We start from the raw sequence: 26,121 nt of genomic DNA, 5'->3' as shown, positions 1-26,121 counted from the left end.
TCGCGTCGATGGCGTATTGGACGGATGGTTCGGACGCTGCCTAGCGTGCAGGTGTGACGGTCTCGCGTGATGCCCAGGCCCCGGGCCAGGGGCACCGCAAGGGCAGCGCGGAGTTCCGCCGGATCACGCTCGCGCTGTTCGCCGCCGCGTTGGCCACCTTCACCACGCTGTACTGCGTGCAGGCGGTGCTGCCGGACCTGGCGCGGACGTTCGGGCTGTCTCCGGCGACGGCCAGCCTGGCGGTGTCGGTCGGGACCGGGGCGCTGGCCGTCGCGGTGGTCCCGCTCACCGCGCTGTCCGAGGCGCTGGGCCGGACCCGGGTGATGACCGCGGCGATGTTCGCCTCGGCGGTGCTCGCCCTGGCCGAGGCGGTCAGCCCCAGCTTCGAGGTGCTGCTGGTGCTGCGTGCGCTGCAGGGTGTCGCGCTGGCCGGGCTGGTCGCGGTCGCGATGTCCTACCTCGGCGAGGAGCTGCACCGGGAGTCGCTGGGCGCGGGCATGGGCCTCTACATCGCGGGCAACAGCATCGGCGGGATGGCCGGGCGGCTGGTGGCCGGGCTGGTCGACGACGTGGCGAACTGGCGGTGGGCGCTGGCGGTGGTCGGGCTGCTGGCGCTGGTGTGCGCGGTGGTGTTCCGGGCGGCGATCCTGCCGTCGCGGCGGTTCCGGGCGCGCCCGTTGCGCGTCAGGGCGCTGGCGGCGTCGGTGGGCCGGGCGCTGACCGACCCCGGACTGCTGGCGCTGTACCTGGTCGGGTTCCTGCTCATGGGCTGCTTCGTCACCGTCTACAACTACCTGGACTTCCGGCTGCTCGAACCCCGGTTCCACCTGTCCCAGGCCGTGGTCGGGCTGATCTTCGTGGCGTACCTGGCCGGCTCGTTCTCCTCGACGGCGGCGGGGCGGCTGGTGGACAGGTTCGGCCGGCGGCGGATGGTGTGGCCGGCGGGGGTCCTCACCCTGGTCGGGATCGCGCTGATGGTGCCCGCCCAGCTCGCCGTGGTCGTCCTCGGGCTCGTGATCACCACCGCCGGGTTCTTCGCCGGGCACTCGGTGGCCAGCGGGTGGGTGAGTTCGCGCTCCGCCGCGCTCGGCGTACAGGGACCGGCGGTGTACCTGTTCAGCTACTACGCCGGGTCCAGCGTCGGCGGCTGGGCGGGCGGCCTGGCCTACGGCGGCGCGGGCTGGGTCGGGGTGAGCGGGTACGCGGCCGCGCTGGTGGTCGCCGTGATCGCGCTCGGCGTCGGGTTGCGGACGCTGCGTCCGGCCTGGTCAGGGCCCGTGAGTGGTTAGCGTTGCTATGACAACGCTAACCACTCACGGGTGGTGAGCTGCGCGAATGAGGCGGGTCATGGCGGCGTCGAGGGCGGGGCGGCGGTCGGGCGGTACCGGGGGGTACGCGGTGCGGCTGGGGTGGGAGCCGGCGCGGTGGAGGTCGTGGAGGGTGCGGGCTAGGTGGTAGGTGCTGGCGTCGCAGTCCAGGACGGGGACGTCGGGGCGGGTGCGCGGGTGGCGGTAGCCGTGCACGGCCAGCAGCGCGCCGACCGAGCCGCAGCCGGTCAGGATCGCGTCCGCGCCGGCGTCGGCGGCGCGGGTGGCGACAGCGTCGAACCTGTCGATGAGGTGGCCGGGGCTGTCGACGGCGGTGAGGAGGTCGTCGGGGCGGCACTGCGGGTCCAGCCACCAGACCGGCGGGGCGAGCAGGTTGTCGGGCGCCACGAACAGCGCCAGGTCGCGTTCGAAGCCGGGGCGCAGGCCCTCGGCCACGGTGACCACCGCGAGCCGGGAGCCGAACGCGGCGCCGATGCGCGCGGAGCCCTCGGCCAGGCCGGTGACGGGGGTGTCCAGCAGCGCGCGGGCCTCGATGATCGGTGACGCCCAGCAGCCGAGGATCACCACGTCGGCATCGGCGGCCGCGTCGGCGGCGGCCGTGAGCATGATCGAGTCTTGAAGGAGGCGGGTGGCGGGGTGGCGGACGCCGCCCGCTTCCGCGGGCAGGTGGGTGAAGTTCAGCTCGAACGCGCCGTCCGCGAGGCCGGCGACGTAGTCGCGGATTAGCGTCCACAGCGGGGCGAGGTCGGGGTCGCCGGCGGAGCCCTCGATCCAGGTGAGCTTGGGCAACGGGTCAGCGGCGGCGGGGTTCATCGCATCACCAGCCCGCCCGACGCGATGATCGTCGCGCCCGCTATGTAGGTGGCCCGGCCCTCGCCGGCCAGGTACCAGACCACGTCGGCGATCTCGTCCGGCGTGGCGGCCCGGCGCATCGGGACCTGCGCGAGCCCGTCCTCCAGCCGGTCCTGCGCGCCGGTGCCCGGCGTGACCACCCAGCCGGGCGCCACCGCGTTGACCCGGACGCCGCGCGGCGCCAGCTCCGCCGCGAACGACTGCGTCAGGTTCACCACCGCCGCCTTGGACGCGCTGTAGAGCACCTGGCCGCTCGGCGGCTCCAGCCCGTCCACCGAGGCGAAGTTGACGATCGCGCCGGCCCCCGCCTCGACCATGGGCGCGGCCACCGCCTGGGAGACCAGGAACGTGCCGAGCACGTTCACGCCGAAGATCTTCTCGTACAGCGCGGTGTCGCCGGACCAGACGGTGGAGGTCGGGTAGATGCCGGCGACGTTCGCGCACGCCGCCGGCGGCCCGAACGCGTCCACGGTGGCACGCACCGCCTCGGTGACCGCCCCGGCGTCGGTGATGTCCACGACCAGCGGCAGGAACCCCTCGCCCAGCTCTTCACGCAACGAGCCGAGGCCGGAGGACTGCACGTCGAACCCGGCGACCGACCAGCCCTCGGCCACGAAGCGCCGCGCCACCGCTCGCCCCATGCCGCTGGCCGCCCCGGTCACTATCGCTGTAGTCATGAGGTGAGCTGTCCTTTCGTCGGGAGCGCCGGCGCGCCCGTGCTGGTCTCTTCGAGCGTGCGGCCCCGGGTCTCCTCGGCCCAGACGATGGACAGCACCAGCCCGATCGCGGTGAGCACGGCGGCGACCAGCATCGTCGGCCCGTTGCCGATGGCCACCAGGGCGACCGGGATCAGGAACGTGCCCAGCGCAGCGCCGACCCTGCTGATCGCCGTCGCGATCCCGACCGCCGAGGCCCGGATCTCGGTCGGGAACAGCTCGTTCGGGTAGATGAACACGAACACCGAGGTGGCCGCGTTGAACAGCGCGTACAGAATGAACGCCGAGACGATCCCCTCGACGGCCATCCCCGGCCAGAACGCCACCGGCAGCAGCGCCAGCGTCGACATGGTGAACATCGAGATCACCACCTTCCGCCGCCCCAGCCGCTCCAGCAGGAACGACGCCGGCACCTGGCCGGCGAAGTAGACGGCGTTGAGCACCAGCGAACCGAGGATCGACTGCGCGCCCTCGTGCAGCCCGAAGCTCTGCAACACCGTCGGCGCGAACGTGAAGATGGCCATCTGCGGCGTCACCTGGCACAGCCAGCTCAGCCCGCAGTAGAGCGTGCGCCGCAGGTAGATGCCGTGGAACAGGTCGCGGTAGCGGCGGCGGCCGGCCCGCCCGCCGGAGGAGGAGTGGCTGGCCAGCTCGTCCAGCTCCTCGTCGCGGACCGTCCGCTGCAGCGCCTTCTCCACCGCCGCGCGGGCCTCCTCGCGGCGGTCGCGGTGCAGCAGCCAGCGTGGAGACTCCAGGATGCCGATCCGGATGAGCAGCACCGCCAGCGCCGCGACCACCGAGCTGCCCAGCATCCACCGCCAGCCCTCGGCCGTGCCGATGACCGTGACCGCGAACCCGACCACGCACGACACGACCGCGCCGACCTGCCAGTACGCGGAGAGCAGGCCCAGCCACGGCCCGCGTTTCTGGCGCGGGATCCACTCCGCGAGCAGCGAGGTGGCGATCGGGTAGTCCGCGCCCACCGCGATGCCGATCAGGAACCGCAGCGCGATCAGCTGCCAGGCGTCGGTGACGACGATGCACAGCGCGGAGAACACCACCATCGCGACCAGGTCGATGGTGTACATCGCGCGCCGGCCCACCCGGTCGGTGATGGCGCCGAACCAGAGGCTGCCGACGAACAGCCCGACCAGCGACGCCGCGCCGGTCAGGCCCATCTCGGTGGGCGAGAGGTGCAGGTCCTTGGTGACGCCGGGCAGCGCCAGCGCGATGATCGTCAGCAGGTAGCCGTCCAGGAACGGGCCGCCGGAACAGGCGATGAGCAACCGCCTGTGATAACTGGTCATGGGCGCGTCGTCGAGCACATGAGACATGGGTTGTTCACGCTCCTGGCGAGGGATACGGGAGGAGTGGAGCGGCCGCCGGGTGAGGTGAGGTTACGGCGGCGGCGCCGCTGGTCACAGACGTGATTTCCGTTGGTTTGCGAAGGTTTTTCCTTGAGCTGGGACGCCGGGGGAGGCGCGCCTCTCCAGCGTGGTGAGGGTCTTGCGCGCGCGGGCGAGCTGGTCGAACCAGAGCGGGCGGAGGATGTCGATGCGGGCGTCCGGGGGCTCGGCGGCGGCGAACAGCTCGCACAGCGGGACGTCCAGCCGGCGCTGCGCGGAGATCATCCGCGCGACCAGCCGGGCCTGCGCGGAGTAGACGGGGTTCTGCCCGCCCCGGGGCGCGGCCAGGCCCACGAAGTACAGCCCCGGCCGGCCGACCGGCAGCGTCATCGCGCCCACCCGCAGCGGCACCCCGCCCTGCCAGCGCAGCAGGTCGTCGTCCAGGAACGGGAACGCCACCTCGAAGCCGGTCGCCCAGACCACGGTGTCCACGTCCAGCCGCGAGCCGTCGGTGAAGTTGACCGTCCGCCCTCCGGCGCCGGACACCCCCGGCACAGGAGTGATCCGCCCGTGCTGGATCCAGTACAGCAACAGGTCGTTGACCACCGGCGGCTGCCGGTTGAGGTTGCGGGTGGCCGGCGCCGGCAGCCCCGGGTACCGCTCGTGCCCGCCCACCGACACCGTGACCAGCGCGCGGGCCACCCGTTCCTGCAGCCAGCCGGGCAGCCGCCGGAGCACCGGCAGCTCGCCGCGCGGCCGGCCGAAGAACGTCTTGGGCTGGAACACGTGCCCGCTGCGCACCGAGATGTACGTCCGGTAGCCGGCGTTCGCGGCGTCCACCGCGATGTCGCAGCCGGAGTTGCCGGCGCCGACCACGAGCACGCTCTCGCCGCCGATGTCGCCGGTGTTGCGGTAGCGCCCGGAGTGCAGCGAGGTGCCGGTGAACGCCGCCGCCTCGGCGGGCAGCCGCGGCGACCACAGGTGCCCGTTGCAGACGATCACACCCCGGTACTCCGTGCTCGCACCGTCCGAGGTCCGCACCCGCCAGCCCTTCGCGCCGTCGTCGATCGGGTCCAGCCCGAGCACCTCGGTGTCGAAGGTGATCCGCTCGCGCAGGCGGTGCTCGCGGGCGAAGCCGTCCAGGTAGTCGCACACCTGCCGGCGGCTCGGGAACGCCGGGTACTCAGGCGGCATCGGGTGCCCGTCGAAGCCGGAGGCGTCCCTGGGCGTGATCAGGTGCAGGAAGTCGTAGTCGGTGTGCCAGTGGCCGCCGACGCGGTCGGTGCGCTCGTAGCAGTCCACCGGGATCCCGGCGGCGGTCAGGGTGCGCAGCGTCTCCAGCCCGGCGGCGCCGGCGCCGATGACGCAGTAGCGGTCGGTGGGGTCGGCCTCCGGCAGCGACATGGCGTGGGTGCCCTCCAGCTCGGCGTGGTCCGTGCGACCAGCCCAGTCTTGGAAACGGCGGGCACCCTTGTGAAGCCGAGATCGCCGTTCGTTCCCATAGCTTCCGCCTTGAGCACGGGCTAGCGGGGCTGTCCACGGCGGCGGCGTTGCAGCCTGGCCAGGTGCTTTCCGGCCAGCTCCATGAAGCGCCTGGTCGCGGGCGAGAGCGGGGTGTTGCGGCGGGTCACGAACCCGAACGTCTCGGTGTACGGCGGGTCCAGCGGCGCCCAGCCCAGCCGGCGCAGGTACCCGCGCGAGCTGGCCACGTGCCAGGACACGAACGTGTCGCCCACCCCGCGCGCGGCCAGCTCGGCCGCCGCCACCTGCAGCTCGACCTCGGCGATCGGCGTCAGCGTGACGCCCGCGCGCTGCGCCCTGGTCGCGATCTCGCGGCGCAGCGGGTCGTCCTCCCACCGCGAGTCGCTCATGATCAGCGGGCCGGCCGCGATGTCGTGGATGGTCACCGGGCGTCGCACCCGCTGCGGGTCGGCGCTGACGTAGACCACGCTGTCGGTCATCACCGGCGGGGTCACCGCCAGCCCGCGCGCGTCCACCGGCAGCATCACCAGCCCGGCCTCCAGCCGTCCCTCCCTGACCTCGGTGGCCACCTCGGCGGAGTTCAGCCCGATGATGTGCATGACCACGCCGGGGTAGCGGCGGTGGAAGTCGGCGATGAGCGCGGGCAGCAGGTACAGGTGCGCGCTGCTGAACGTCCCGAACGAGACGGTGCCGCCGGTCAGGGTGCGCACCTCGCGGACCGCCTCGGCGGCCGCCCGGGACTCGGCCAGGGTGCGCTCGGCGTGCGGCACCAGGATCCGGCCGGCGTCGGTGAGCTGCAGCTCGCGGTTGGTGCGGACGAACAGCGTGACGCCGAGCTGGCGCTCCAGCCTGCGGATCTGCTCGGACAGGCTCGGCTGCGCGATGTGCATCTCCTCGGCGGCCGCCGAGAACGACTTGCGGCGCACCGCGGTGAGGAAGTACTGCAACTGCTGCAGCGTCATCGCCATCGGGTGCCTCCTCGGCGGGGCCGGTACCGGAGTATCTATAGCTCGGACGCGTCGAACCGGCGCGGGCCGGGCTCACCAGGAGGCTGCGAGATGACCGGTACCAGAGACGACTTCCTGTCCATCGCCCGCTCGGCCGCGGGCCTGCTGCGGGCGCCGGCGGTCGTCGAGGCATGGCGCGGGCCGAGCGCGTTGCCCGAGCTCAGCGTGGGCGGGCTGGCCGGTCACCTGGCGTACCAGGTGCTGGTCGTTCGGGAGGTGCTGGCCAACCCGGTGCCGAGCGAGCCGACCATCCCGCTGCTCGAGCACTACGCCCGGTCGGCCTGGGTCGGCGCGGACCTGGACTCGGAGATCAATGTCCGGATCCGGGAGGGTGCCGAGCGGCTGGCGGCGGACGGGCCGGCGGCGTTGGCCGAGGAGACGGACGCCGCCATCGGGGAGCTGGCCACCGCCCTGGCTTCGGGTACGGACCGGCCGGTGCGGATGCCGTTCTGGGGCCCGTGGTCGCTGTCGCTGGACGACCTGCTGGTCACCCGCATGATGGAGCTGGCGGTGCATTCCGACGACCTCGCGGTCAGCGTGGACATCCCCACCCCCGACCTACCGCCGGCCGCCGTGCACGCGGTGGTCGACCTGCTGTCCCGCCTGGCGGTGCGCCACCACGGGCCGACCGCCGTGCTGCGCGCGTTCAGCCGCGCCGAACGCGCCCCGGCCTCCATCACCGTGTTCTGACCGCTCGGCCCGGCGGTGCGTCGGGTGCGGTGGCGTAGCCGTGCAGCAGCAGGTCGGCGACCTGGGCGCCGATCTGTTCGGGGTCCGCGTCGAGGCCGCGGGCGAAGCGCAGGGTGATGCGGAGTGTGCCGACGATGGCCTGGGGGAGCAGTTCGGCCGGCAGGTCCGAGCGCAGCGCTCCGCCGTGCTGGCCCCGGCGGACCAGGTCCAGGATCGCGCGTTGCATGGCCCGGCTCGCCGGTGGCGGGGTGGGGCGTCGCGTGTCCGACGGGAGCGGTTGCAGGTCGGTGCCCACCAGCAGCAGCGGGTAGCGACGGGCGATCGTGGCCATCTCGACGATGAGCGTCCGCAGCGCCGGCACCGGCTCGAGGTCGCGGGCGGTCACGTCGGCGAGGACCGCGTTGGCCTCCTCGGCGGCCGTTTCGAAGATCGCGCGGCGCAGCGCGTCCCGGTTGGGGTAGCGGCGGTAGACGGTCAGGCGGACGACCCCCGCCTCGTCGGCGATGCGCTGGATGGTCGCGCGCGGGTCCTCGGCGAGCACCCGCGCGGCCGCCCGCAGGACGAGCTCGTCGTTGCGCCGTGCGTCGGCGCGCGGGCCTCGGCGGCGGGGTTCGGTGGCGGGCATGTGATGAGCTTAAGTGTTACAAATCAGACACACTTGGTGCCTTAGCCTCGGTGGTCGGCCATGCCCGGCCGGATACCGAGAGGACCCTCACAGTGATCATGCTTCCCATCGTCGCCGGCCAGCAGGGCGTGCTGGTGATCAACGTCTTCACCGTCCGGCCGGAGAACCAGGGCGCGCTGGTCGACTGCATTCGGGACGCCGGGGATCCGGCCGACATCCCGGGGCTGGTCGGGATGCACCTGCTGCGCAGCGAGGACGGCACCCGGGTGATCAACCACATGCACTGGACGAGCGAGCGGGCGTTCCGGGCCGCGACCGGGTCCAACCCCGTCATCGAGGCCACCCGCGCCCGCGTCACCGACCTCATCGACTCGCGCCTCCCCGACCCCTACGAGGTCGTCCCGCTCACGCGGTAGCGGCCGTCGCACAGGTAGTTGGGCCGTCGCACACGCCGCACCATGTGCGACGGCCCCACAAGGTGTGCGGCCCGCGGGGGTGTACGGGCGGGTACGCCGGCGGACGTAGTTGGGGGTGGGGGGAACGGTTCGTTGGCCGGACGACTGGGGCGGGCTCGGGCGGCAGCTTGGCGGTATGACCACGACACCCGACCGGCGGTGGCTGGCGCTGAGCTTCGTCTCGGTCGCCCAGCTCATGCTGGTGTTCGACATGATGACCATGAACATCTCGCTGCCGTCGGTGCAGGCCGCGCTGGGGTTCTCCGACGCGGACCGGCAGTGGGTGATCAGCGCGTTCGTGCTGACCTCCGGCGGGCTGTTGCTGCTCGGCGGCCGGCTGGCCGACCACCTCGGGCTGACCAGGGCGTACCTGCTCGGGCTCGGCGGGTTCGCGGTCGGCTCGATCGCCAGCTCGCTGGCCCCGAACCTGGCCGCGCTGGCCGCCGCGCGGGTCGTGCAGGGCGCCTCGGAGGCGCTGCTGGCGCCCGCCGTGCTGTCGCTGATCTCGGTGACGTTCACCGCGCCACGGGAGCGGGGCAAGGCGTTCGCCCTGTTCGGCGCGATCGTGGGCGGGGGCGGCGCGGTCGGGCTGGTGCTCGGCGGGGTGCTCACCGGCGAACTGGGCTGGCAGGTCACCCGGCTGGTGAACCTGCCGATCGCGCTGCTCGCCGCCGCCGGCGCCTGGTACCTGCGTGGCGCCACCCGGCCCGGCGCCACCAGGCGCGGCCGGCTGGATGTCGCGGGGGCGCTGCTCGGCACCACCGGGCTGGCCGCGCTGGTGGCCGGGTGCAACGGCGCCGCCGGCGAGGGCTGGGGCTCCGGCCGGGTCATCGGGCTGCTCGCGGCCGGGGTGGCGCTGCTGGCGGCGTTCGCGGTGTGGGAGGCGCGGATCGCCCGGCCGCTGCTGCCGCCGCGCATTCTCGCCGACCGCAACCGGCTGGGCTGCTACCTGGCGATGGCCGCCGCGACGGCCGGCATCTCCGGGGTGTACCTGTTCCTGTCGTACTACCTGCAGGTCGCGCTCGGCTACTCGGCGGGCACCGCCGGGCTGGCGCTGCTGCCGATGTCCGCCGCGGTGGTCCTCGGCTCGCAGCTGATCGCCGGGCAGCTCCTGCACCGGGTGGCGCCGAGGGCGCTGATCGTGCCGGGACTGCTGGTCGCGGCGGCCGGGATGTCGCTGCTCACCGCGCTCACCCCGACCAGCGCGTACCTGACCGGGGTGCTGCCGGGGCAGGTGGTGCTCGGCCTCGGGCTCGGCGCCGTCTACACCGCCGCGATGAGCACCGCCACGGTGAGCCTGGCCAGGGCCGACGCCGGGGTGGGCGCCGCCGTGGTGCACGTCATGCAGGGCGTCGGCCGCGCGCTCGGGATCGCCGTGCTGAACACCGTCGCCGCCGCCGCCGCGACCGCGAGCCACAGCTCTGCGCACCCCGGCGCAACGGGCCGGGACATCGCCGGGCTGGTGTACGGCAACACGGTCGCCGCCGGCTGGGCGGTCGGCATCTTCACCGCGGCCGCCGTCGGCACCGCCCTGCTGATCAACGCCAAGGCGCCGAACAGACCGGCCACCGAGACCACCCCGGTAGGAGCCCGCCGATGAACCGGGTCGCGATCGTCACCGGCGCCAGCCGAGGCATCGGCGCCGCCACCGCCGCCGCACTGAGCCGGGCGGGCTACGCCGTCGTGCTGGCCGCCAGGGACTCCGCCGCGCTGTCCGCGCACGCCGCGACCATCACCGCCGCCGGCGGCACGGCCCTCGCGGTGCCGACCGACGTCACCGACGCCGACGCCGTGCGCCGGCTGGTGGCGCGGACGATGGACGAGTTCGGCCGCCTCGACGCCGCCGTGAACAACGCCGCCGGCGGCGGCCACCGGCCGACCCCGCTGGCCGAGGTCGCGGTGGCGGACTTCGACAGCGCGCTCGCGGTGAGCCTGCGCGGGGTGTTCCTGGGCATGAAGTACCAGATCCCGGCCATGCTCGCGACCGGCACCGGCGGCTCGATCGTGAACATGTCCTCGACCGCCGGCCTGCGCGCGGTCGGCGGGCTGGCCGGCTACGTGACCGCCAAGTCCGGGCTGGTCGGCCTGACCCGCACCGCCGCGCTGGACTACGCCGAGGCCGGCATCCGGGTCAACGCGCTCGCGCCCGGCCCCATCCTCACCGACCACCTGGAGCGCGCCGGCGACGCCGTCCAAAAGCACGTCGCGGCTACCCTGCCGGCCCGCCGCCTCGGCCAGGTCGACGAGGTGGCTCAGGCCGTGGTCTGGCTGTGCGGCCCGGACTCCGCGTTCGTGACCGGCGCAACACTGCCCGTCGACGGCGGCATGCTCGCCGGCCAACCACCGTTCCAACGCTGATCAGAACCCGTGAGTGGTTAGCGTTGCTATGACAACGCTAACCACTCACGGGTGCGCACGGTCAGGGGCCGCCGCCGGGTTGGGGTCCCTGGTAGCCGGACTGGGAGGAGTCGTCGATGCCGACCTCGTAGCCGGCGCGTTCGACCCGGTTGGCGCCGACCTTGGCGCCGGTGGAGTTGTTCTGGAACGCGAAGGCCTTGTCGAGCTTGCCGACGATCTGGTTGCCGCTGGCGGTGATGTTGCTGACGTCGTCGGCGAACAGCGCCTGGCTGGCGTGGTTGTCGCAGAAGTTGTTGGTGAACACGAAGTTCGTGGACTTGCCCTCGCCGCTGCCGTCGCCCGCCTCGCTGTCCGGACCCTCGGCGATCAGGCACATGTTGGCGATGTCCTCGCAGCGGTTGCCGTCGATGAGGACGTTCTGGCTGGCCGGGTTGTCGTCGTCGGTGGCGAAGGTCTGCATGCAGTCGGCGTGCGCGTGGTTGAGGTTCTTGGTGTCGCGGATGGTGTTGTGCACGATCTTGATGCCGTTGCCCCAGAACCGGATGCCGTCGCCGTCGTCACCGCGCGGGGACAGCGAGGCGCTGTTGCTCACCGTGATGTTGGTGCCCTTGAGCGACCAGCCGGGCGCGCTGGGCTGGCGGGCGATCACGCCGTCGATCACGACGTTGCTGGCGTCGACGGTGATGCCCTTCGTGGTCGCCCGGCCGCCGCCGAGGACCACGATCGGACGCTCGGGCGTGCCGGAACGCCGCAGCTCCAGCCGCTGCCCGCCCATGTCGCCGGCCAGGCAGATCCGGTCGCCGGGGTTCGCGCCCGAGGTGGCCGCCGCCATCGCGGCGGGGTCGCCGGCCTGGACCGTGCAGTTGGTCGCCGGCTGCGGGGTGCCCATGCCCGGGGTGCCGGCCGGAGCGGGGGCGGGTACGGGCGCCGGAGCGGGCGCCGCCGCCGTGGACTCCGACGGGCGCGGCTCCGACGACCGGCGGGACGAGTGGTCGGAGCCGGAGCGGCCGCACCCGGCCAGCAGCACGACCGCGACCAGCACCGCGCCGGCCGCCAGCCAGCGGGTCCGGGCGCGGGCGGAGGTGGTTATCACACATACAGCTAACCGAGCAACGCTGTGTGTTTGCTGTGTTAACCGTATCGGGATGGCTAAGACGCGGGGCTACTTCACGCAGGGGATGCCGTTCGTGTGCAGGCTGCTGGCCGGCACCCCGTCCGGGTTCGAGCCCGACCCACCCGACGCGGACGAGGCAGAGCCGGACGACCCGGTGGCGTCGGCGAGGTCGGCCGGCGGCTTGAAGTCCGTGCCGAGCACCAGCTTCAGGTGGCCGGACTTGAGCGTGCTGTCCTGCCGGGCGGTCAGGCCGCCGAGCTGACTTGCCAGTGCGTCGCCGGCGTCCTTGGCGCCCGCGGCGTAGGACAGGGTGGTGGCCGAGCGCAGCTTGCTGTCGGTGGTGGCCGCGCCCTCGGTCAGCCCGCGCGCGGCGAGCGCCTTGCCCAGCGAGCCGGCCAGCCCGTCGCGGCCGGAGGCGTTGGCGATGTCCAGGGTCGCGGGCGGCAGCTTGGCCGGCGGCGGTTTCGGGGCCGCCGCGTCGTCCGGGCCGAGCAGGCCGCGCACCACCTTCTTGATCTCGTCCTTGTCCACCACGTTCACCGCCTGGCCGTCGACGGTGTCGAACGCCTTGACCGGCAGCGTGGTGAAGCTCAGCCCGCCGCCGGCGATCGCGGGCGCGCGCTGGGCGAACTCGAGCAGGTCCATCCCGCCGTCGATCACCAGGTCCTTGGCGGCCACCCCGACCAGGCCGTGCATCCGGGCCGGGTTGGCCAGCGTGCCCGCGCTCTTGAGCTGGTAGGCCACCGAGGCCAGGAACGCCTGCTGGCGGCGGGCCCGGTCCAGGTCGGTGAAGTTCAGCTCGGGGTGGACGTTGTCGCGGCGCTGTCGGACGAAGGCCAGCGCCTGGGAGGCGTTGAGCTGCTGCTGGCCCTTGGCGAACTTCGCCCCGGAGAAGCTGTCCTGGGTGGGGCCCTGCAGGCACACGGTGATCGAGCCGAGCGCCTCGGCCAGGTCGTAGAACCCGCCGAGCGTGACCTCCGCGAAGTGGTCGATCCGGATCCCGAGGAAGTCCTGGACGGTGGTGACGGTCTGCTTGCGGCCGGCCTCGCGGCCCTGCCGCTCCAGCGTGACCTGGTCCTTGACGCCGCGCGCCCGCAGCTTGCTCTCGGCCTCGGCCTTGGCCAGTCCGTATCCCTCTTTGATCTTCGCCTTGCGGGTCCCGCTGGGCCGCCCGGGCAGCTCGACGTAGTCGTCACGCGGGATCGAGATGCCCACCGGCCGGGCGCCCGCCTGGTCGCTGCCGGGGACGTGGACCACCATCAGCACGTTGGTGTTGTAGCCGCCGTTGCTGCTGTCCCCGGCGTGCAGCTGGTCCATCACCGCCTTGGGCAGCGGGTTGCCGTTCTGGTCCAGCCGGCTGTCCAGGCCCATGATCAGGATGTTCATCGGCTCGGAGGAGGACGCGGCCGGGCCGCCGCCCAGCGCTTCGGACCTGGTCAGCCCGGTGTTGAGGTCGCTGTAGACGCTCCACCCGTACCCGGTGGCGACCAGCACCAGGCAGGACAGCATCGCCAGCGTCACCCGTCCGGCCCTGGCGGCCGTGGCCAGCGCGCCGCTCCCGCGAGCGGGGACGGGGACATCGCGCCGGCGGGCGCCGCGTCGAGGGGCGCCGTCGGCCGGTGAGGCTCTACGGGTCACGCCGGATCCACCCACCTAGCCGCCGAGCCCCTCGCCGCTGATCATGTCACTCATCCCTGGCGGGGGAGGGTATCGCACGGGTCGGTCGGTACGGCCCGAGGCGGTGCTACCGCCTCATCTCGTGTCGCGCGGATCAGCCGGTGCCCTGGCGCGGACCCGGCGGGGTGCCGGTGCCGGGCTTGTCGGTGCTGGTCGCGGCCTGGTCGGCCTTGGGCTCGGCGGCGGCCTGCTCCGACTTGGTCTCGGAGTCGGCCAGGCCGCTGGTCTCGGACTTGAGGATCCGCGCCGAGCGCCCGACGCCCCTGGCCAGCTCGGGCAGCCGCTTCGCGCCGAACAGCAGGACCACCACCGCCAGCACGATCAACCAGTGTGTGGGGCTCCACGCGCCCATGGGTCGCACCCGCCTTCCTGGGCTCTCGGTACGCGGCCCAGCGCAGTCATGACAGCCGTCGATGACGGCCTTCGCCGTCCATTCTGCCTTCGAGTCTCGCAGCCCGCCGGTGGGTGTCAACCGCGCGCCGCCGATCGGGTGCCCGCCGTGCCATCGGTTCGGGTCAGCGGGACCTCGGGGGTTCGTGGTCGGTCTCGGCCTCGTAGAACGACTCCGCGTCCAGCGCGTCCGTCGACTCGAGGCCCGTCGACCCGGGGCCGGACGGGCGCTGGCTGGCGCGGGCGGACAGCTCGGCGAGCCCGGTGCGGGTGGCCACCGCGACCAGCCGGTCGCCGCCGGCGAGCACGTGGTCGGCCGGCGCCGGCATGGTGATCCGGTCGCCGCCGCGCGGCTGCAGCGCGATGACCTTCGACCGGGTGGCCGTGGACACCGTGCCCAGCCGGACGCCGACCAGCGGGCAGCCGGCCGGGATCGGGATCTCCGCGACCAGCAGCACGCGGCGGCCGACCGGGATGGTGGTGAGCACCTGGCGCTGCTGCATGGCGGCCGCGAACGCCGGCGCGGCCAGGAACGACACGCTGCGCGAGACGTCGATGCCGAACGTCTCCTGCACCCGCCGGGCCAGGTCGTCGTCGAACAGCCGCAGCACCACCCGCAGGTCGTCGCGCATGGCCCTGCCGTGCAGCCCGGCCTCCAGGTTGGTCACGTCGTTGTTGGTGACCGCCACCAGCGCCCTGCTGGCGTCCAGCCGGGCCTCGCGCAGGATCTCCTCGCGGCTGGCGTCGCCGATCACCACCGGGATGCCGGAGCGGCGGGCGCGCGGGACGCCCCTGGCGCGCTCGTCGCTGTCCACCGCCACCACCGGGACGCCGGCGTCGTGCAGCTGGGCGAGCACCCTGGCGCCGACGTTGCCCAGCCCGACCAGCACCACGTGCCCGCTCATCCGCCTCGGCCGCCCGGCGCCACCGGTCAGCCGGGCGGTGACCAGCGCGTCCACCACCGCCGCGGTGACCACCGGGATGATCGCGATGCCGACGATCGTGATCATCGACTGGACGATCTTCTCGGGCAGGCCGAGGCGGGTGTTCGGCTCGGCGGCACCCGCCGCGTCCAGCACCGTCAGGTACACCGCGTCGCCCAGGCTGTGCCCGCTGAGCATCGCGAACAGCGTGGTCCCGACGCCGAGCAGGACCACAAGCAGCAGCGCGGCCAGCGCCAGCTTCCGGTTCAGCAGTCCGCGCAGCCGGGTCAGCGCCAGCCCCCGGCCCCGCCACCGGCGCCGGCCCACCGGCAGCACGCCTTCGCCGGCCAGCGCGAGCACCAGGTCCGCGCCGTCCTCGTCGGGCGGCAGCCGCACCGGGCCACCGGGCGCGCGGGTGTCGGCCAGCCCGCACACCACCCGAGACGCGGGCACGTCCGCGCGCCGGGCGACGAACACCGTGGGGCCGTGCCGCCCCGGCAGCCGGACGGTCCCCGGCGCCACCTCGTCGAGCACCGCCGCCACGAACGACGGCGCCGCCGTGGAGGAGTCGGAGAGCACCACCGAGCCGGGGAACAGCTCCCGGATCCGGTAGCCCAGGCTCATGTTGAAGAACCTGATCACCAGCCGCAGGTTCGGGTTGAGCTCGTGGGCGCGCAGCGCGGCGTGGATGTTTCCGACGTCGTCCTGCTCGACCAGCGCCAGCGCGTCCGCGTCGGCCAGCCCGGCGGCCCGGAAGGCGCCCACGCTCAGCTCGGGCAGCTCGACCAGTTGCACGCCGGCCAGCTCGGCGATCCGGGGCGCCCAGTTGGCCTCGATGGACCGGACGATCACCGTCACCTCGGCGCTGGACTGGTCCGCCAGCTCGGCGGCCAGCCGGTAGGCCAGCGGGTTGTCGCCACAGATGATCAGGTTGCGGCGCCGGGAGCTGCGTGGTCGCGCCGGGTCGATCACCCCGGCAGCATAGTGCGGCGTGCGGTGCCCAGCGGGACGTTTGGGGTGACGGCCGGCGAGACCGGCGTCACGTTGCTGAGGGTTCGAGCCGGTGGGCGGCGCGTTCGGGCACCCTGGACGGTGTGAGCGAGGGGTTGCTGTCGGGGCGGTGGCGGGCGGTGGTCGTGACGCTGGCCGCGGTGAGCGCGCTCGGGGCGGTGGCGCTGGGCTGGTGGTACGCCGGCCACAGCTCCGCGGGGCTGCTGGACGCCGCGCTGGGCGGGCCGCTGGTGGAGCACGCCGACGGCCACCGCTCGTACCTCTGGCCGGTGGCCGACCTCGGCAGCCCGCCCGCGCTGCTGCTCGGCATGATCGCGCTGGTCTGGGCGGCCGTGCGGACCCGCCGCCGGCCCGCGCTGGTGCTCGCGGTCGCCGGCCCGGTGCTGGCCGTGACGGTGACCGAGTTCGTGCTCAAGCCGCTGGTCGGGCGCACCTTCGAGGGCGGTGGCCTGTCGCTGCCCAGCGGCCACGCCACCAGCATCACCTCGCTGGCCTGGGTGCTGGTGCTCGCGTTCGTGGCCGGCGGCCTGCCCAGGGCCGGGTGGCTGCGCGCCACGCTGGTCGGGCTCGCGGCGGCCGCCGTGGTCGGGGTGTCCGCCGCGATGGTCGCCCTGGAGCGGCACTACGCCACCGACACAGTGGCCGGCGTGCTGGTCGCGACGGCCGTGGTCGGCGCCGTCACCGTCGCCGTGGACAGGTGGTTCGCCGCCCCCGCCCGCGCCCGCCCGTAACCCTCCGCGAGTCGGGATTTCCGTCAGGGCGAGTCGGGATTTCCGTCAGGGCGAGTCGTGCTGGTACGGAGCGTGCCGCTGTTACCGGAGCGGGACTGTCACATGCAACGGCCGGGGCGGGTCAGGGTGGTGATGGGTACGGACGAGCACCTTGGAGGCACCCCATGAGCGAAGGCATCAGGACCGTCATCGTCCCGGTCGCGGACCTGGCGAAGGCCAAGGCCGTGTACGGCGAGCTGGCCGGTGCGCCGGCGCAGGACGAGCCGTACTACGTCGGCTACGACCTGGGCGGCGGGCTGCACGTCGGGCTGGATCCGAACGGTCACGGCAAGGGGATGACCGGCCCGGTCGGTTACTGGCACGTCGAGGACATCGAGGCCAGCCTCGAGGCGCTGCTGGCGGCCGGCGCGCAGACCGTGTCGGCGGTCCGCAACGTCGGCACCGGCCGCCGGATCGCCACCGTGCGCGACACCGACGGCAACCTGATCGGGCTGCTGCAGCCGTGAGCGGGCAACCCGACGAGGAGATCACCCTGATCAACGTGTTCACCGTGCCGGTGGCGGAGTCCGAGCGGTTCCTTCAGATGTGGCGGCGGCGGGCCGCGATCATGGCCGCCCAGCCGGGGTTCGTCGAGGCCACCATGTACCAGGCCGTGCACGACGACGCCGAGCTGCGGTTCATCAACGTCGCCCGGTGGGCCAGCGAGGAGGCGTTCGACGACGCGATCGCCAGCACCGACCTCCCCGAGGCGGCCCGCCGGCTGCTCACCGAGCAGGGGATCACCTCGCGCCCGGCCGTCTACCGGCCCACCGCGCACCTGCGCCCCGGCGACGGTCCCGAGGGTCCGTAGCCGGGGCGCGGGCGGGGGTCAGATCTCACGGCGTCCAGGCGTCGGTGGCGGCGACGTCGCGGGCGTAGTCGGCGAAGTCGCGGGGCGGGCGGCCGAGCGCGCGCTCCACGCCGTTGGTGACGTAGGCGTTGCGCCCGTCCAGCACGGTGCCGAAGATGTCCGCGAACACCGAGGCCGTCTCCTCCGGCAGGCCGTACTCGACCAGGTTGGCGATGAACTCCTCCCTGCTGATCCGGTGGTACTCCAGGTCGCGGCCGGTGGCGGCGGCGACCTCGGCGATGGCCTCGGCGAAGGTCAGCAGCCGCGGCCCGGTCACCTCGTAGAGCTGGCCGGCGTGGCCGTCCTCGGTCAGCGCGGCCACCGCCACGTCGGCCAGGTCGTCGGCGTCCACGAACGGCTCGCCCACCTCGGGCGCGGGCAGCGCCACCACGCCGGCGCGGATGAACTCCTCGAAGCCCTTCTCGCTGAAGTTCTGCGCGAAGAACGCCGACCGCACGATGGTCCAGTCCGCGCCGGCGTTCATCACCACCTCCTCGCCACGCCGGGCCTCCTCCTCGCCCCGGCCGGAGAGCAGCACCAGCCGGCGCACGCCGGCCTTCACCGCCTGTTCGGCGAACCGCCGCACGGTGTCCACCGCGCCGGGGGCCACCAGGTCCGGGTGGTACGCCAGGTAGGCGGCGCTCACGCCGTCCAGCGTGGCCGCCCAGGTGCCCTCGTCCGCCCAGTCGAACGACGGCGACGCGGAGCGCGAGGCGAGGCGGGTCGGCACCCCGCGCGCGGCGAGGCGTTCGGCCACCCGGCGGCCGGTGGTGCCGGTGGCGCCGGTGACGAGTGTCAGGTTCGCGGTCTGTGAAGTCATGTCCGACAGTCAAGCCGCCCGCGCTGAGACGGACCATCGTCGAGATGCTCGGCCACATGCGCGCGCGTCTACACTCTTCCGGGTGGACGCACTGGCCGGCCTGCTGGACGGGCCGAGGGCGCGCGGCGCGTTCCTGATGCGCATCGTGATGGATCCGCCGTGGTCGATCCGGATCGCGGACCGCGCGCCGCTGTCCCTGACCGCCCTGGTGACCGGGCATGCCTGGGTGGCCCTGGACGGCGCCGACGCCGTGCGCGTCGGCCCCGGTGACATCGTCATCAACCGGGGCCCCGACCCGTACACGTTCGCCGACGACCCGGCGACCCCGGTCCAGGCGGTGATCCACCCCAACCAGCGCTGCACCACGCCGGACGGCGTCGACCTGCACGACGCGATGGACCTCGGCGTGCGGACCTGGGGCAACAGCGCCACCGGCACGACGCTGATGCTGGTCGGCTCCTACAACATCGACGGCGAGGTCAGCCAGCGGCTGCTGCGGGCGCTGCCGGTGATGCTGGTGCTGCCGGCGCAGGCCTGGCGCTCCCCGCTGACCGGGCTGCTCGGCGACGAGATCGTCAAGGACGAGCCGGGCCAGGAGGCGGTGCTGGACCGGCTGCTCGACCTGCTGCTGATCGCCGCGCTGCGGGCCTGGTTCGCCCGCTCCGGTGTCGGCGCGCCGAAGTGGTACCGCGCCTACGACGACCCGGTGGTCGGCCAGGCGCTGCGGATGCTGCACCACAACCCGGCGCACCCGTGGACGGTCTCGGAGATGGCGGCCGCGGCCGGGGTGTCCCGCGCGGCGCTGGCCCGCCGGTTCACCGAGCTGGTGGGGGAGCCGCCGATGGCCTTCCTCACCGGCTGGCGGCTCGCGCTGGCCGCCGACATGCTCACCGACCAGGACGCCACCCTGGAGGCGGTGGCCAGGAAGGTCGGCTACAGCAGCCCGTTCGCGCTGAGCACCGCGTTCAAGCGGGCCAGGGGGATCAGCCCGCGCGAGTACCGCGAGTCGCACGCGAGCCGCGCCGCCGGCCAGCTGGTCTCGCCGGGCTGACCGCGCGCGTCAGCCCGGGCCGGGCACGGCCATGCCCTCGACCAGCCGCGCGAGGACCTCGCCGTCGCCGGCCGCCGTGATCCCCGCCGGGCCGCGGTCGGCCAGCGCGCGGACCAGGCTCGCGGCGTCGGTGGTGATCACGGCGTCGGGCCGGTCGGGGCGGTCGTGGCGCACGTCGGCCCTGCCGTCGCGCAGCCAGATGCCGAAGCCGGTCTCGGCCTCGCCGGCCACCCGCACCTCCAGGGTGGCCGGCGGCGCGTCGGGGTCGCCCGCGAAGTACGTGCGGACCGTCAGCATCAGCGAGTCGACGCTGACGAACCGCTGCTCCTCCCGAGGGGCGGCCGCGAGCGCCCAGGTGCCCAGGTCGAGCAGGATCGGCTCCAGCCGCCGGCCCCAGTCGGTGAGCTCGTAGACCCAGGCGGCCGAGGGCGGCGCGAGCCTGCGGCGGCGCAGCACGCCCGCCTCGGTGAGCTCGCGCAGCCGGTCGGTCACCGCGTTCGGGCTGGCGCCCGGCAGCGCGGCGCGCAGGTCGGTGAACCGCTTCGGGCCGAGCAGCAGCTCGCGCACGATCAGCAGCGCCCACCGCTCGCCGACCAGGTCGAGCGCGCGGGCCATCCCACAGGCCTGCCGGTAGCCACGCTGTACGGGCATCGCGCTCTCCTCGATTTCTAGTTGCTTATTCATACTAGCAACTTGTACGCTCATATCATGATGACACACGAGGTAGTCCCCGCCGAGAAGTGGCTCGAAGCTCGCCTGGAGCTGCTGCGCGAGGAGAAGGAACACACCCGAGAGCGCGATCGGCTGGCCGCGAAGCGCCGCGCGCTGCCCTGGGTCAAGGTGGACAAGGAGTACGTCTTCGACGCCCCGGACGGGAAGCTCACGCTGGCCGACCTGTTCGACGGGCGCAGCCAACTGATCGTCAAGCACTACATGATGGCGCCGGGGCAGGCCACCCCGTGCGTGGGCTGCGCGTTCGAGGCCGACCACGTCGAGGGCGCGCTGGTGCACCTGAACAACCACGACGTGTCCTACGCCGCCGTCGCCCGCGCGCCGATCGAGGAGATCGAGGCGTTCCGCCGCCGGATGGGCTGGAACTTCCGGTTCGTCTCGTCCTTCGGCGGCGACTTCAACTACGACTTCAACGTGTCCTTCCCGCCGGACCGGGCCGACGGCGGGACGATCTACTACAACTACCAGGATCGCCAGATCCCGATGGAGGACCTGTCCGGGCGCAGCGTCTTCCACCGCGACGAGAGCGGCCAGATCTTCCACACGTACTCATCGTTCGGCCGGGGCGGTGAGGAGCTGCTCACCACGTACATGTTCCTGGACCTCACGCCCAAGGGCCGCGACGAGAACGGCCCGTACCACAGCCTGACCGACTGGGTGCGCCCGCACGACAGCTACGGCAAGGGAGGCAGGGTGGAAGGCAACGGCCGCTACCACCCGGCGGGCTGAGGGTCGAGGACGGCCAGGTCCAGCTCGCGCAGCCGGGCCGGGTCGGCGATCACCTCGTAGCCGGCGACCCTGCCGTCCGCGATGGTGAACGTGAGCACCAGCCGGAGCCGTCCGCGCGGGGCCACCACGGCGCCGACCTCGCCGTTGACCAGCGCGGCCTCGGCGAACCGGGCGCGGCGGCCGAACACGGTGGTCTCCTCGGCCACGGTGCGCGCGCCCCGCGACTCCAGCGCGGCGCCCGCCGGCAGCGCGGCCGGGTCGGCACGGCGCACCACGTCGGGGGCGAGCACGGCGAGCAGCGCGGTGAGGTCGCCGCCCCGGGCCGCCGCGAGGAAGGCGTCGACCACGTTCCGGTGCTCGGCGAGCTGGGCGGCGGGGGTGGCCGGGGTGCCGCGCACCCGCAGGCGCGCGCGGCTGGCCAGCTTCTTCGTGGTGGCGGTGGTGCGGTCCACGATGGGGGCGATCCGGTCGAACGGCACCGCGAACATGTCGTGCAGCACGAACGCGACCCGCTCGTCCGGGTCGAGGGTGTCCAGCACCACCAGCAGCGCGCGGCCGACCGAGTCGACCAGGACCGCCTCGTCCTCCGGCTCGTTCCCGTCGCCGTCGCGCGGCCGGTCGGACACCTGCGCCCCGACCAGGTCCTCCCGCCGCGACCGCCCGGAGCGGAGCATGTCCAGGCAGATCCTGGACACCACGGTGGTCAGCCAGGCGGCCAGGTTCTCGACCTCGCCGGCGTCCACCCGGGACAGCCGCAGCCAGGCCTCCTGCACCGCGTCGTCGGCCTCGCCGGCCGACCCGAGCATCCGGTACGCGACGGACCGCAGCTGCCCCCGCTGCTCCTCGAACCGCTCCGCCAGCCCGTCCCGCTCGTGCATTCCTCCAGCCTTGCACGGCCCCCCGACGGTTTCGGTCACCGGCACGGCGGCCCGGGGTCGACGCCGTCCGGGAGCAGCCGCCGCGCTGCCGGGCTCAGCTCGCCGGGCACCAGCCGGCACAGGCTGTCGCGCCACTCTCGCGCGGTCAGGGCCACGGCGGCGGGCGCCCGGTCGTTGTAGCCGGTGATGCCCAGGGTGGTCGACACGCCGGTGAACTCCCCGAACACCGCCGGGACCAGGGTGCCGCTGGCCGCGCGCCGGTCGAGGTCGAACAGCGTGATCGACTCCGGCGAGCTGTTGCCCTGGTTGGGGTAGTGGGTGGTGATCAGGTGGCCCTCGGCGGTGAACCCCCACAGCGACATCACGTCCCCGGGGTTCAGGCCGGAGTCGGTTCGCTTGCCGGTCGGGAGGTCCCACGTCTCGACGCCGGCGGTGCGGGTCAGGGCGGCGAGGCGGTCGCCCCGCGCCGCGATCGAGTACCGGCCCGTGATCGGGATCTTCATCTCGGCGAGCATCCGCCCGGCCGGCACGTCCCAGAGCTGCATGCCGTCCTCGGGCGTGGCCACCAGCGCCTGGGTCGGGTGGCCGACGCGTGGCCAGATCCCCGCGTGGTCGCGGTAGAACTCGGGCTTGGTGGCCTGGGCGGCGAGGTTGATGGGGGCACCGAGGGGTTGGCCGGTGGTGGCGTCCCACGCGCTGAGCACCCCGCCGACGAGCGCCGTCACGGTCGTCGGCGGGCCGCCGGGCATCCTGCCGAGCGCGAAGTTGACGCCCTGGGCGCCGCGTTCGTTGGGTGGCGCGGTGGGGCCGCCGGGCAGGGTGAGCCGGGTCGCGGGCGCCAGCGTCCTGGGTTGGTACCTGACCAGCTCCCAGCTGGCCGGGGTCTGGCTCGGCGACCACAGGTCGTCGTCGGGCACGTCCAGCTCAGGGTCGCGGGGCGGGGTGGGCCGGGTCGCGAGGGTCTCGCCGGAGGCTCGGTCGTAGCTGGTGAGGCTTCCGTCCTTCTGGGTGGCCAGCAGCACCTGCCCGTCGGCCAGCAGCGAACGCGTCGGCGTCGGCCCGCCGTTGCCGCCGGTGAGCGGCGCGTCCCGGTGCACCGGGACGCGAACAACTGTCGGTCCGGTGGCGATGAAGGCGGTGGTCGCCCCGTCGGGCCTGGTCGTCAGCGTGATCCACGGCGCCAGGCGGGGCGGCCAGGCCGAGGTGTTCATCGGCGGGCTGGTGAAGACGTAGGCCCGGCCCGAGGACAGCTCGGTGGCGCGCCACAGCCGCTGTGCGGTACCGGCGCCGAAGGTCAGGTCCTCCACCAGGTATCGGTTGTCCGTGGTGATCCGGTAGTTCTGGCAGGTCGTGAGCAGGGCCAGCGGGATCTCCCGGGTACGGGCGCCCGAGGTGATGTCCGTGACCGCCAGCGAGGCCCGGCTCAGCGTCACCGTCGGGTCGGCCGGGGTGCAGCCGAGCACGGCGGTGCCGTTGTTGACGACGCTGGTGCCGGGTGGGGCCGAGTAGACCTCGGCGTCGCGGGCCAGCGAGCGGACGGTGAACCGGGGGGTGGGGTCGGTCGACGCGCCGATGGTGACGCGCACGCGGTCCGGGTCGTCGGTGAGCGCGAGCTTGACCTCGTCGCTCGGCAGGCTGATCGGCACCGTCCGGGTCGCCCCGGTGGCCAGGTCGTGGACGGTGAGGGCGGAGCGGCCGGCCTGGTCGCGGGACCACCAGCCGATCCGCTCGCCGTTGGGGGAGCGGCCGGCCAGGGTGGGTCTCGGCGTGGTTGGGGCGGCCAGTTGCGTCGGCGTCGCGCCTGGGCGCACGTCGGTGACCCGCACCGCGCCGTCGCCGTCCACGTAGTAGAAGCGCGTGCCGTCCTTGCCGAAGGCGCCGGTCGGGGCCGGCAGGGGGAGCCGCTGGGGGTTCGGGCCGGACGGGTCGGTGACGGCGGTCAGGTCGTCCTCGCCCGTGGTGAGCAGCAGGTTGTCGTGGGGGGCGGTGGCGCTGGTGGAGACGATGAGGACCGGCTTGTCCCCGGGCGCGCCGGTGACGACGGTGTCGGCGGCGCCGAGCGCGAGGTACTGGCCGGCCAGGGCGGTGCGGGCGGCCGGGTTGTTCGGGTCGCTGCGCCAGGCGGCGAGGGCGAGCTGGGCGGCGAGGACCGGGTCGTCGGTGGCGCGGGCGGTGGCCTCGCGGGCCAGGGTCTCGGCGTTCGCGGTGGCCTGTTGGACGGTGTTGCGGCCGGTGGTACGGACGGCGACGACGGTGAGGGTGCCGGCGATGAGCACGAGCGCGGCGACGGCGGCGGCGATGATCCGCGTGCGGCGGGCGTCGCGGCGGTGGCGTTGGCGGGCGCGGTGCAGGAAATCTGACTGGGCGTCGGTCAGTTCGCCGGCGCGGTCGGTCCAGGCGTCGGCGGCGGTGAGGGCGGCGCCTCGGGGCAGCGCGCCGTCGTCGCGGCCGGTGGACTCCCAGCGTTGCCGGTCGTTGTCCAGTTGGGCGCGCCAGGCCAGGAACTCGCGGTCGGCGGCCAGCCAGTCGCGCAGCCTCGGCCAGTGCTCGATCAGCGCCTGGTGGGCCAGCTCGACCGTGCCGCCGGTGCCGCCCGAGCCGCTGGATCCCGCCACCACGACCAGCCGGCCGGCGACCAGCGGCGGCGCCAGCTCGCGCAGCTCGGGCGGCAGGTCGGCGTAGCGGACGGGCTTGCGCACGAACCGCCCGTCCCGGCCGGGCACCGCCAGCCGGGTGCACAGCGCGCGCAGCTTCTCGCCGGGCAGCTCGGCGGTGACCTTCTCGGCGTGCGCGGCCAGCGCGCCGGCCACCCCGCCGGCGGCCCGGTAGCCGGCGTTGGTCAGCGCGCCACCCTCCCGGCGCGCCCACAGCTGCGCGAGCAGCGACTCGACCAGCGGCAGCTGGCCCGGTTCGGTGCCGGCGTCGTCCAGGATCCGGTCCACCAGGCCGTCGTCGAACCCCAGCCCCGGGGCCCGCTCGGCCGGGCGGACGATCGCCTCCCGCAGCCGGGCCCGGTCCATCGGCCCGACCAGCACGGTTCCCGAGCCGAGCGCGTCCGCGACCGCCGGGGTGAGCGCCTCGTGCAGCGCCAGCCCTCGCGCGGTGAGCACGATCCGCAATGGGCCGGTCGCTCCGCCGCGCGCCGCCAGCTCGGCGAGCAGCCCGAGCAGCTCGCAGGCCGCCTCCGGGGTGGCCTCGCTGAGCTCCTCGAACTGGTCAACGAACAGCACCAGCCGCTGTGCGTCTCCGCCGGCCAGCGCGTCCGCCAGCTCGTCGAGCGCCTGGGCCCGGCCCGCCGGGTCACCCAGCGCGGCGCCGATGCGATCGGAGTCCCGGGCCTGGCGCGCCGCCGACGACCCCGGATCGGCGAGCCTGAGCACCGCACCCGCCGTGTCCACCAGCACCGGCAGCCCCGGCCTCGGCTCGACCCGCTCGACGGCCACCCCGTCCGCGCGCAACGCCGGCAACAGCCCCGCCCGCGCCAGCGACGACTTCCCGGCGCCCGACGGCCCGTCCACCACCACCAGCGGCGAGGCCTCCACCGCCGCCCGCAGCCTGCGCAGCTCGGGTTCGCGCCCGAAGAAGTACTCCGCGTGCTCCTCGTCGAACGGCTCCAGCCCCCGGTACGGGCACGGCAGCAGCTCGGGGTCCAGCCCGAGCACCTGCTCGATCGGGATCAAATACGCCGTGGTCACACTCGGGTCCCGGTCGGCGGCCACCGTCATCCCGACCACCGCGCCGGACTCGTCGTCCCACACCGGCGAACCGGAGAACCCGCCCTCGATGGCCGCCTCGCCCGGGTTGCCCTGAAGCTGGAACCACCCGGTGGCCTGCCCGCCCCGGATCCTCCCGGTCGCCCACACCCCGTCCCAGCGCCCCGCCGGGAACCCGAACGCCCGGAAGTGGTGGTCCCACAGCCCCTCCACCCGGCGCACCGGCGGCATCACCGCCCCGGCCGGGGCCGATGCGGTCAACCGCAGCAGCGCGACGTCGCCGGTCCCGTCCTCGGCGACCGGCACCCACCGGTGCACCCGCGCCGACCGGGCCGCCGCCGCGCCGGCCAACATCGGGAAGTCCACCAGCACCGGCCGCTCCGGCGTCGCCTCGGCGAACATGTCCGCCCCGATCGCCGAGGCCACCACGTGCGCGCACGTCGCCACCAGGTCCGGCCCGATCAGGAAACCGGACCCGACAACGTCACCGCCCGCGTCCCTGACCCGCACACACGCCGTCGCGGCCAGCCCCACCCCACCGCGCTCGACGACAACCTGGTCAACCGCCTCCACCCGGCGCGCCCCCCATCTCCCGGCGTGGTCA

The 26,121-nt window shown here is 74.0% G+C and carries 24 protein-coding genes; 10 read left to right on the top strand and 14 right to left on the bottom strand.

Translation table 11 applies throughout. The annotated features are described in order from the left end of the window. The first annotated feature begins 53 nt into the window (after positions 1-53). Positions 54-1,289, top strand: coding sequence for an MFS transporter (locus N912_RS0122315; RefSeq protein ID WP_028924141.1), 1,236 nt, complete (start codon positions 54-56; stop codon positions 1,287-1,289). Between the two features lie 24 nt (positions 1,290-1,313). On the opposite strand, the gene N912_RS0122310 is transcribed toward N912_RS0122315, so the two are convergent. The 5 genes from N912_RS0122310 to N912_RS0122290 form a co-directional block, all read right to left on the bottom strand. After that, entirely contained in the window at positions 1,314-2,141 is an 828-nt protein-coding gene (locus N912_RS0122310) for an aspartate/glutamate racemase family protein (RefSeq protein ID WP_028924140.1), read from the bottom strand. Beyond that, positions 2,138-2,857, bottom strand: a complete 720-nt coding sequence (locus tag N912_RS0122305; protein WP_028924139.1) for an SDR family NAD(P)-dependent oxidoreductase — start codon at positions 2,855-2,857, stop codon at positions 2,138-2,140. The genes N912_RS0122310 and N912_RS0122305 overlap by 4 nt, the downstream gene beginning before the upstream one ends. Then, on the bottom strand, positions 2,854-4,203 hold the full coding sequence (locus tag N912_RS53845) for an MFS transporter (RefSeq protein ID WP_169747928.1): 1,350 nt from the start codon (positions 4,201-4,203) through the stop codon (positions 2,854-2,856). Before N912_RS53845 ends, N912_RS0122305 begins: the two co-directional genes overlap by 4 nt. 111 nt (positions 4,204-4,314) lie before the next feature. After that, the gene (locus N912_RS53840) at positions 4,315-5,646 is read right to left on the bottom strand and encodes a flavin-containing monooxygenase (protein WP_051580606.1); all 1,332 of its coding nucleotides are present in this window, start codon (positions 5,644-5,646) and stop codon (positions 4,315-4,317) included. Between the two features lie 119 nt (positions 5,647-5,765). Next, positions 5,766-6,692: a LysR family transcriptional regulator gene (locus tag N912_RS0122290; RefSeq protein ID WP_084211094.1), complete on the bottom strand. Its 927-nt coding sequence runs from the start codon at positions 6,690-6,692 to the stop codon at positions 5,766-5,768. Positions 6,693-6,782: 90 nt separating this feature from the next. Between N912_RS0122290 and N912_RS0122285 the strand changes: the two genes are divergently transcribed. Beyond that, complete coding sequence (locus tag N912_RS0122285; RefSeq protein ID WP_028924137.1) at positions 6,783-7,421, top strand: maleylpyruvate isomerase N-terminal domain-containing protein; 639 nt, start codon at positions 6,783-6,785, stop codon at positions 7,419-7,421. On the opposite strand, the gene N912_RS60585 is transcribed toward N912_RS0122285, so the two are convergent. Next, on the bottom strand, positions 7,408-8,046 hold the full coding sequence (locus N912_RS60585) for a TetR/AcrR family transcriptional regulator (protein ID WP_051580605.1): 639 nt from the start codon (positions 8,044-8,046) through the stop codon (positions 7,408-7,410). The two genes, N912_RS0122285 and N912_RS60585, sit on opposite strands and share 14 nt — an antisense overlap. A gap of 98 nt (positions 8,047-8,144) precedes the next feature. Between N912_RS60585 and N912_RS53830 the strand changes: the two genes are divergently transcribed. The 3 genes from N912_RS53830 (at position 8,145) to N912_RS0122265 (ending at position 10,859) form a co-directional block, all read left to right on the top strand. Further along, complete coding sequence (locus tag N912_RS53830) at positions 8,145-8,462, top strand: antibiotic biosynthesis monooxygenase family protein (RefSeq protein WP_245645383.1); 318 nt, start codon at positions 8,145-8,147, stop codon at positions 8,460-8,462. Between the two features lie 175 nt (positions 8,463-8,637). Further along, on the top strand, positions 8,638-10,101 hold the full coding sequence (locus tag N912_RS53825) for an MFS transporter (protein ID WP_051580603.1): 1,464 nt from the start codon (positions 8,638-8,640) through the stop codon (positions 10,099-10,101). Next, the gene (locus tag N912_RS0122265; protein ID WP_028924136.1) at positions 10,098-10,859 is read left to right on the top strand and encodes an SDR family NAD(P)-dependent oxidoreductase; all 762 of its coding nucleotides are present in this window, start codon (positions 10,098-10,100) and stop codon (positions 10,857-10,859) included. Before N912_RS53825 ends, N912_RS0122265 begins: the two co-directional genes overlap by 4 nt. 61 nt (positions 10,860-10,920) lie before the next feature. On the opposite strand, the gene N912_RS53820 is transcribed toward N912_RS0122265, so the two are convergent. From N912_RS53820 to N912_RS53810, 4 genes are all read right to left on the bottom strand, one after another. Continuing rightward, the gene (locus N912_RS53820) at positions 10,921-11,952 is read right to left on the bottom strand and encodes a right-handed parallel beta-helix repeat-containing protein (protein WP_051580602.1); all 1,032 of its coding nucleotides are present in this window, start codon (positions 11,950-11,952) and stop codon (positions 10,921-10,923) included. Between the two features lie 69 nt (positions 11,953-12,021). Then, positions 12,022-13,611 carry an LCP family protein gene (locus N912_RS53815; RefSeq protein ID WP_156993861.1) on the bottom strand — a complete coding sequence of 530 codons (1,590 nt, stop codon included), beginning with the start codon at positions 13,609-13,611 and terminating at the stop codon, positions 12,022-12,024. 133 nt (positions 13,612-13,744) lie between these two features. Then, positions 13,745-14,002 carry a Sec-independent protein translocase subunit TatA gene (gene tatA / locus N912_RS0122250; protein WP_028924135.1) on the bottom strand — a complete coding sequence of 86 codons (258 nt, stop codon included), beginning with the start codon at positions 14,000-14,002 and terminating at the stop codon, positions 13,745-13,747. Positions 14,003-14,165: 163 nt separating this feature from the next. Continuing rightward, on the bottom strand, positions 14,166-15,935 hold the full coding sequence (locus N912_RS53810; protein ID WP_051580600.1) for a potassium channel family protein: 1,770 nt from the start codon (positions 15,933-15,935) through the stop codon (positions 14,166-14,168). Between the two features lie 122 nt (positions 15,936-16,057). Between N912_RS53810 and N912_RS0122240 the strand changes: the two genes are divergently transcribed. The 3 genes from N912_RS0122240 to N912_RS0122230 all read left to right on the top strand — a co-directional run bounded on the left by N912_RS0122240 (position 16,058) and on the right by N912_RS0122230 (position 17,555). Continuing rightward, positions 16,058-16,705: a phosphatase PAP2 family protein gene (locus N912_RS0122240; protein ID WP_051580599.1), complete on the top strand. Its 648-nt coding sequence runs from the start codon at positions 16,058-16,060 to the stop codon at positions 16,703-16,705. 164 nt (positions 16,706-16,869) lie between these two features. Beyond that, complete coding sequence (locus N912_RS0122235) at positions 16,870-17,211, top strand: VOC family protein (protein WP_028924133.1); 342 nt, start codon at positions 16,870-16,872, stop codon at positions 17,209-17,211. After that, a complete protein-coding gene (locus N912_RS0122230) occupies positions 17,208-17,555 on the top strand; it encodes an antibiotic biosynthesis monooxygenase family protein (RefSeq protein WP_028924132.1) in 348 nt (115 codons plus the stop codon). Before N912_RS0122235 ends, N912_RS0122230 begins: the two co-directional genes overlap by 4 nt. 25 nt (positions 17,556-17,580) lie before the next feature. Here N912_RS0122230 and N912_RS0122225 read toward each other — a convergent pair whose 3' ends face one another. Continuing rightward, positions 17,581-18,414 carry an NAD(P)H-binding protein gene (locus N912_RS0122225; RefSeq protein ID WP_028924131.1) on the bottom strand — a complete coding sequence of 278 codons (834 nt, stop codon included), beginning with the start codon at positions 18,412-18,414 and terminating at the stop codon, positions 17,581-17,583. 82 nt (positions 18,415-18,496) lie between these two features. Here N912_RS0122225 and N912_RS0122220 point away from each other — a divergent pair, with 82 nt between their 5' ends. Continuing rightward, positions 18,497-19,465, top strand: coding sequence for an AraC family transcriptional regulator (locus tag N912_RS0122220; RefSeq protein ID WP_028924130.1), 969 nt, complete (start codon positions 18,497-18,499; stop codon positions 19,463-19,465). A gap of 9 nt (positions 19,466-19,474) precedes the next feature. Here N912_RS0122220 and N912_RS0122215 read toward each other — a convergent pair whose 3' ends face one another. Next, positions 19,475-20,116, bottom strand: coding sequence for a winged helix-turn-helix transcriptional regulator (locus tag N912_RS0122215; RefSeq protein WP_028924129.1), 642 nt, complete (start codon positions 20,114-20,116; stop codon positions 19,475-19,477). 57 nt (positions 20,117-20,173) lie between these two features. On the opposite strand from N912_RS0122215, the gene N912_RS0122210 reads away from it, so the two are divergent. Continuing rightward, positions 20,174-20,926: a DUF899 domain-containing protein gene (locus N912_RS0122210; RefSeq protein WP_028924128.1), complete on the top strand. Its 753-nt coding sequence runs from the start codon at positions 20,174-20,176 to the stop codon at positions 20,924-20,926. Here N912_RS0122210 and N912_RS0122205 read toward each other — a convergent pair. Together N912_RS0122205 and N912_RS0122200 are read right to left on the bottom strand one after the other, a co-directional pair. Then, positions 20,908-21,804: a sigma-70 family RNA polymerase sigma factor gene (locus tag N912_RS0122205; protein WP_028924127.1), complete on the bottom strand. Its 897-nt coding sequence runs from the start codon at positions 21,802-21,804 to the stop codon at positions 20,908-20,910. The two genes, N912_RS0122210 and N912_RS0122205, sit on opposite strands and share 19 nt — an antisense overlap. 35 nt (positions 21,805-21,839) lie before the next feature. Beyond that, a complete protein-coding gene (locus N912_RS0122200) occupies positions 21,840-26,090 on the bottom strand; it encodes a serine protease (protein WP_028924126.1) in 4,251 nt (1,416 codons plus the stop codon). Positions 26,091-26,121: the final 31 nt, after the last annotated feature.

Origin of the sequence: Actinospineispora acaciae DSM 45401 (genome assembly GCF_000620785.1) — a bacterium.
In the GTDB taxonomy this organism is placed as follows: Bacteria; Actinomycetota; Actinomycetes; order Mycobacteriales; family Pseudonocardiaceae; genus Pseudonocardia; species Pseudonocardia acaciae.
This window is presented reverse-complemented; position numbering and strand designations above follow the sequence as displayed.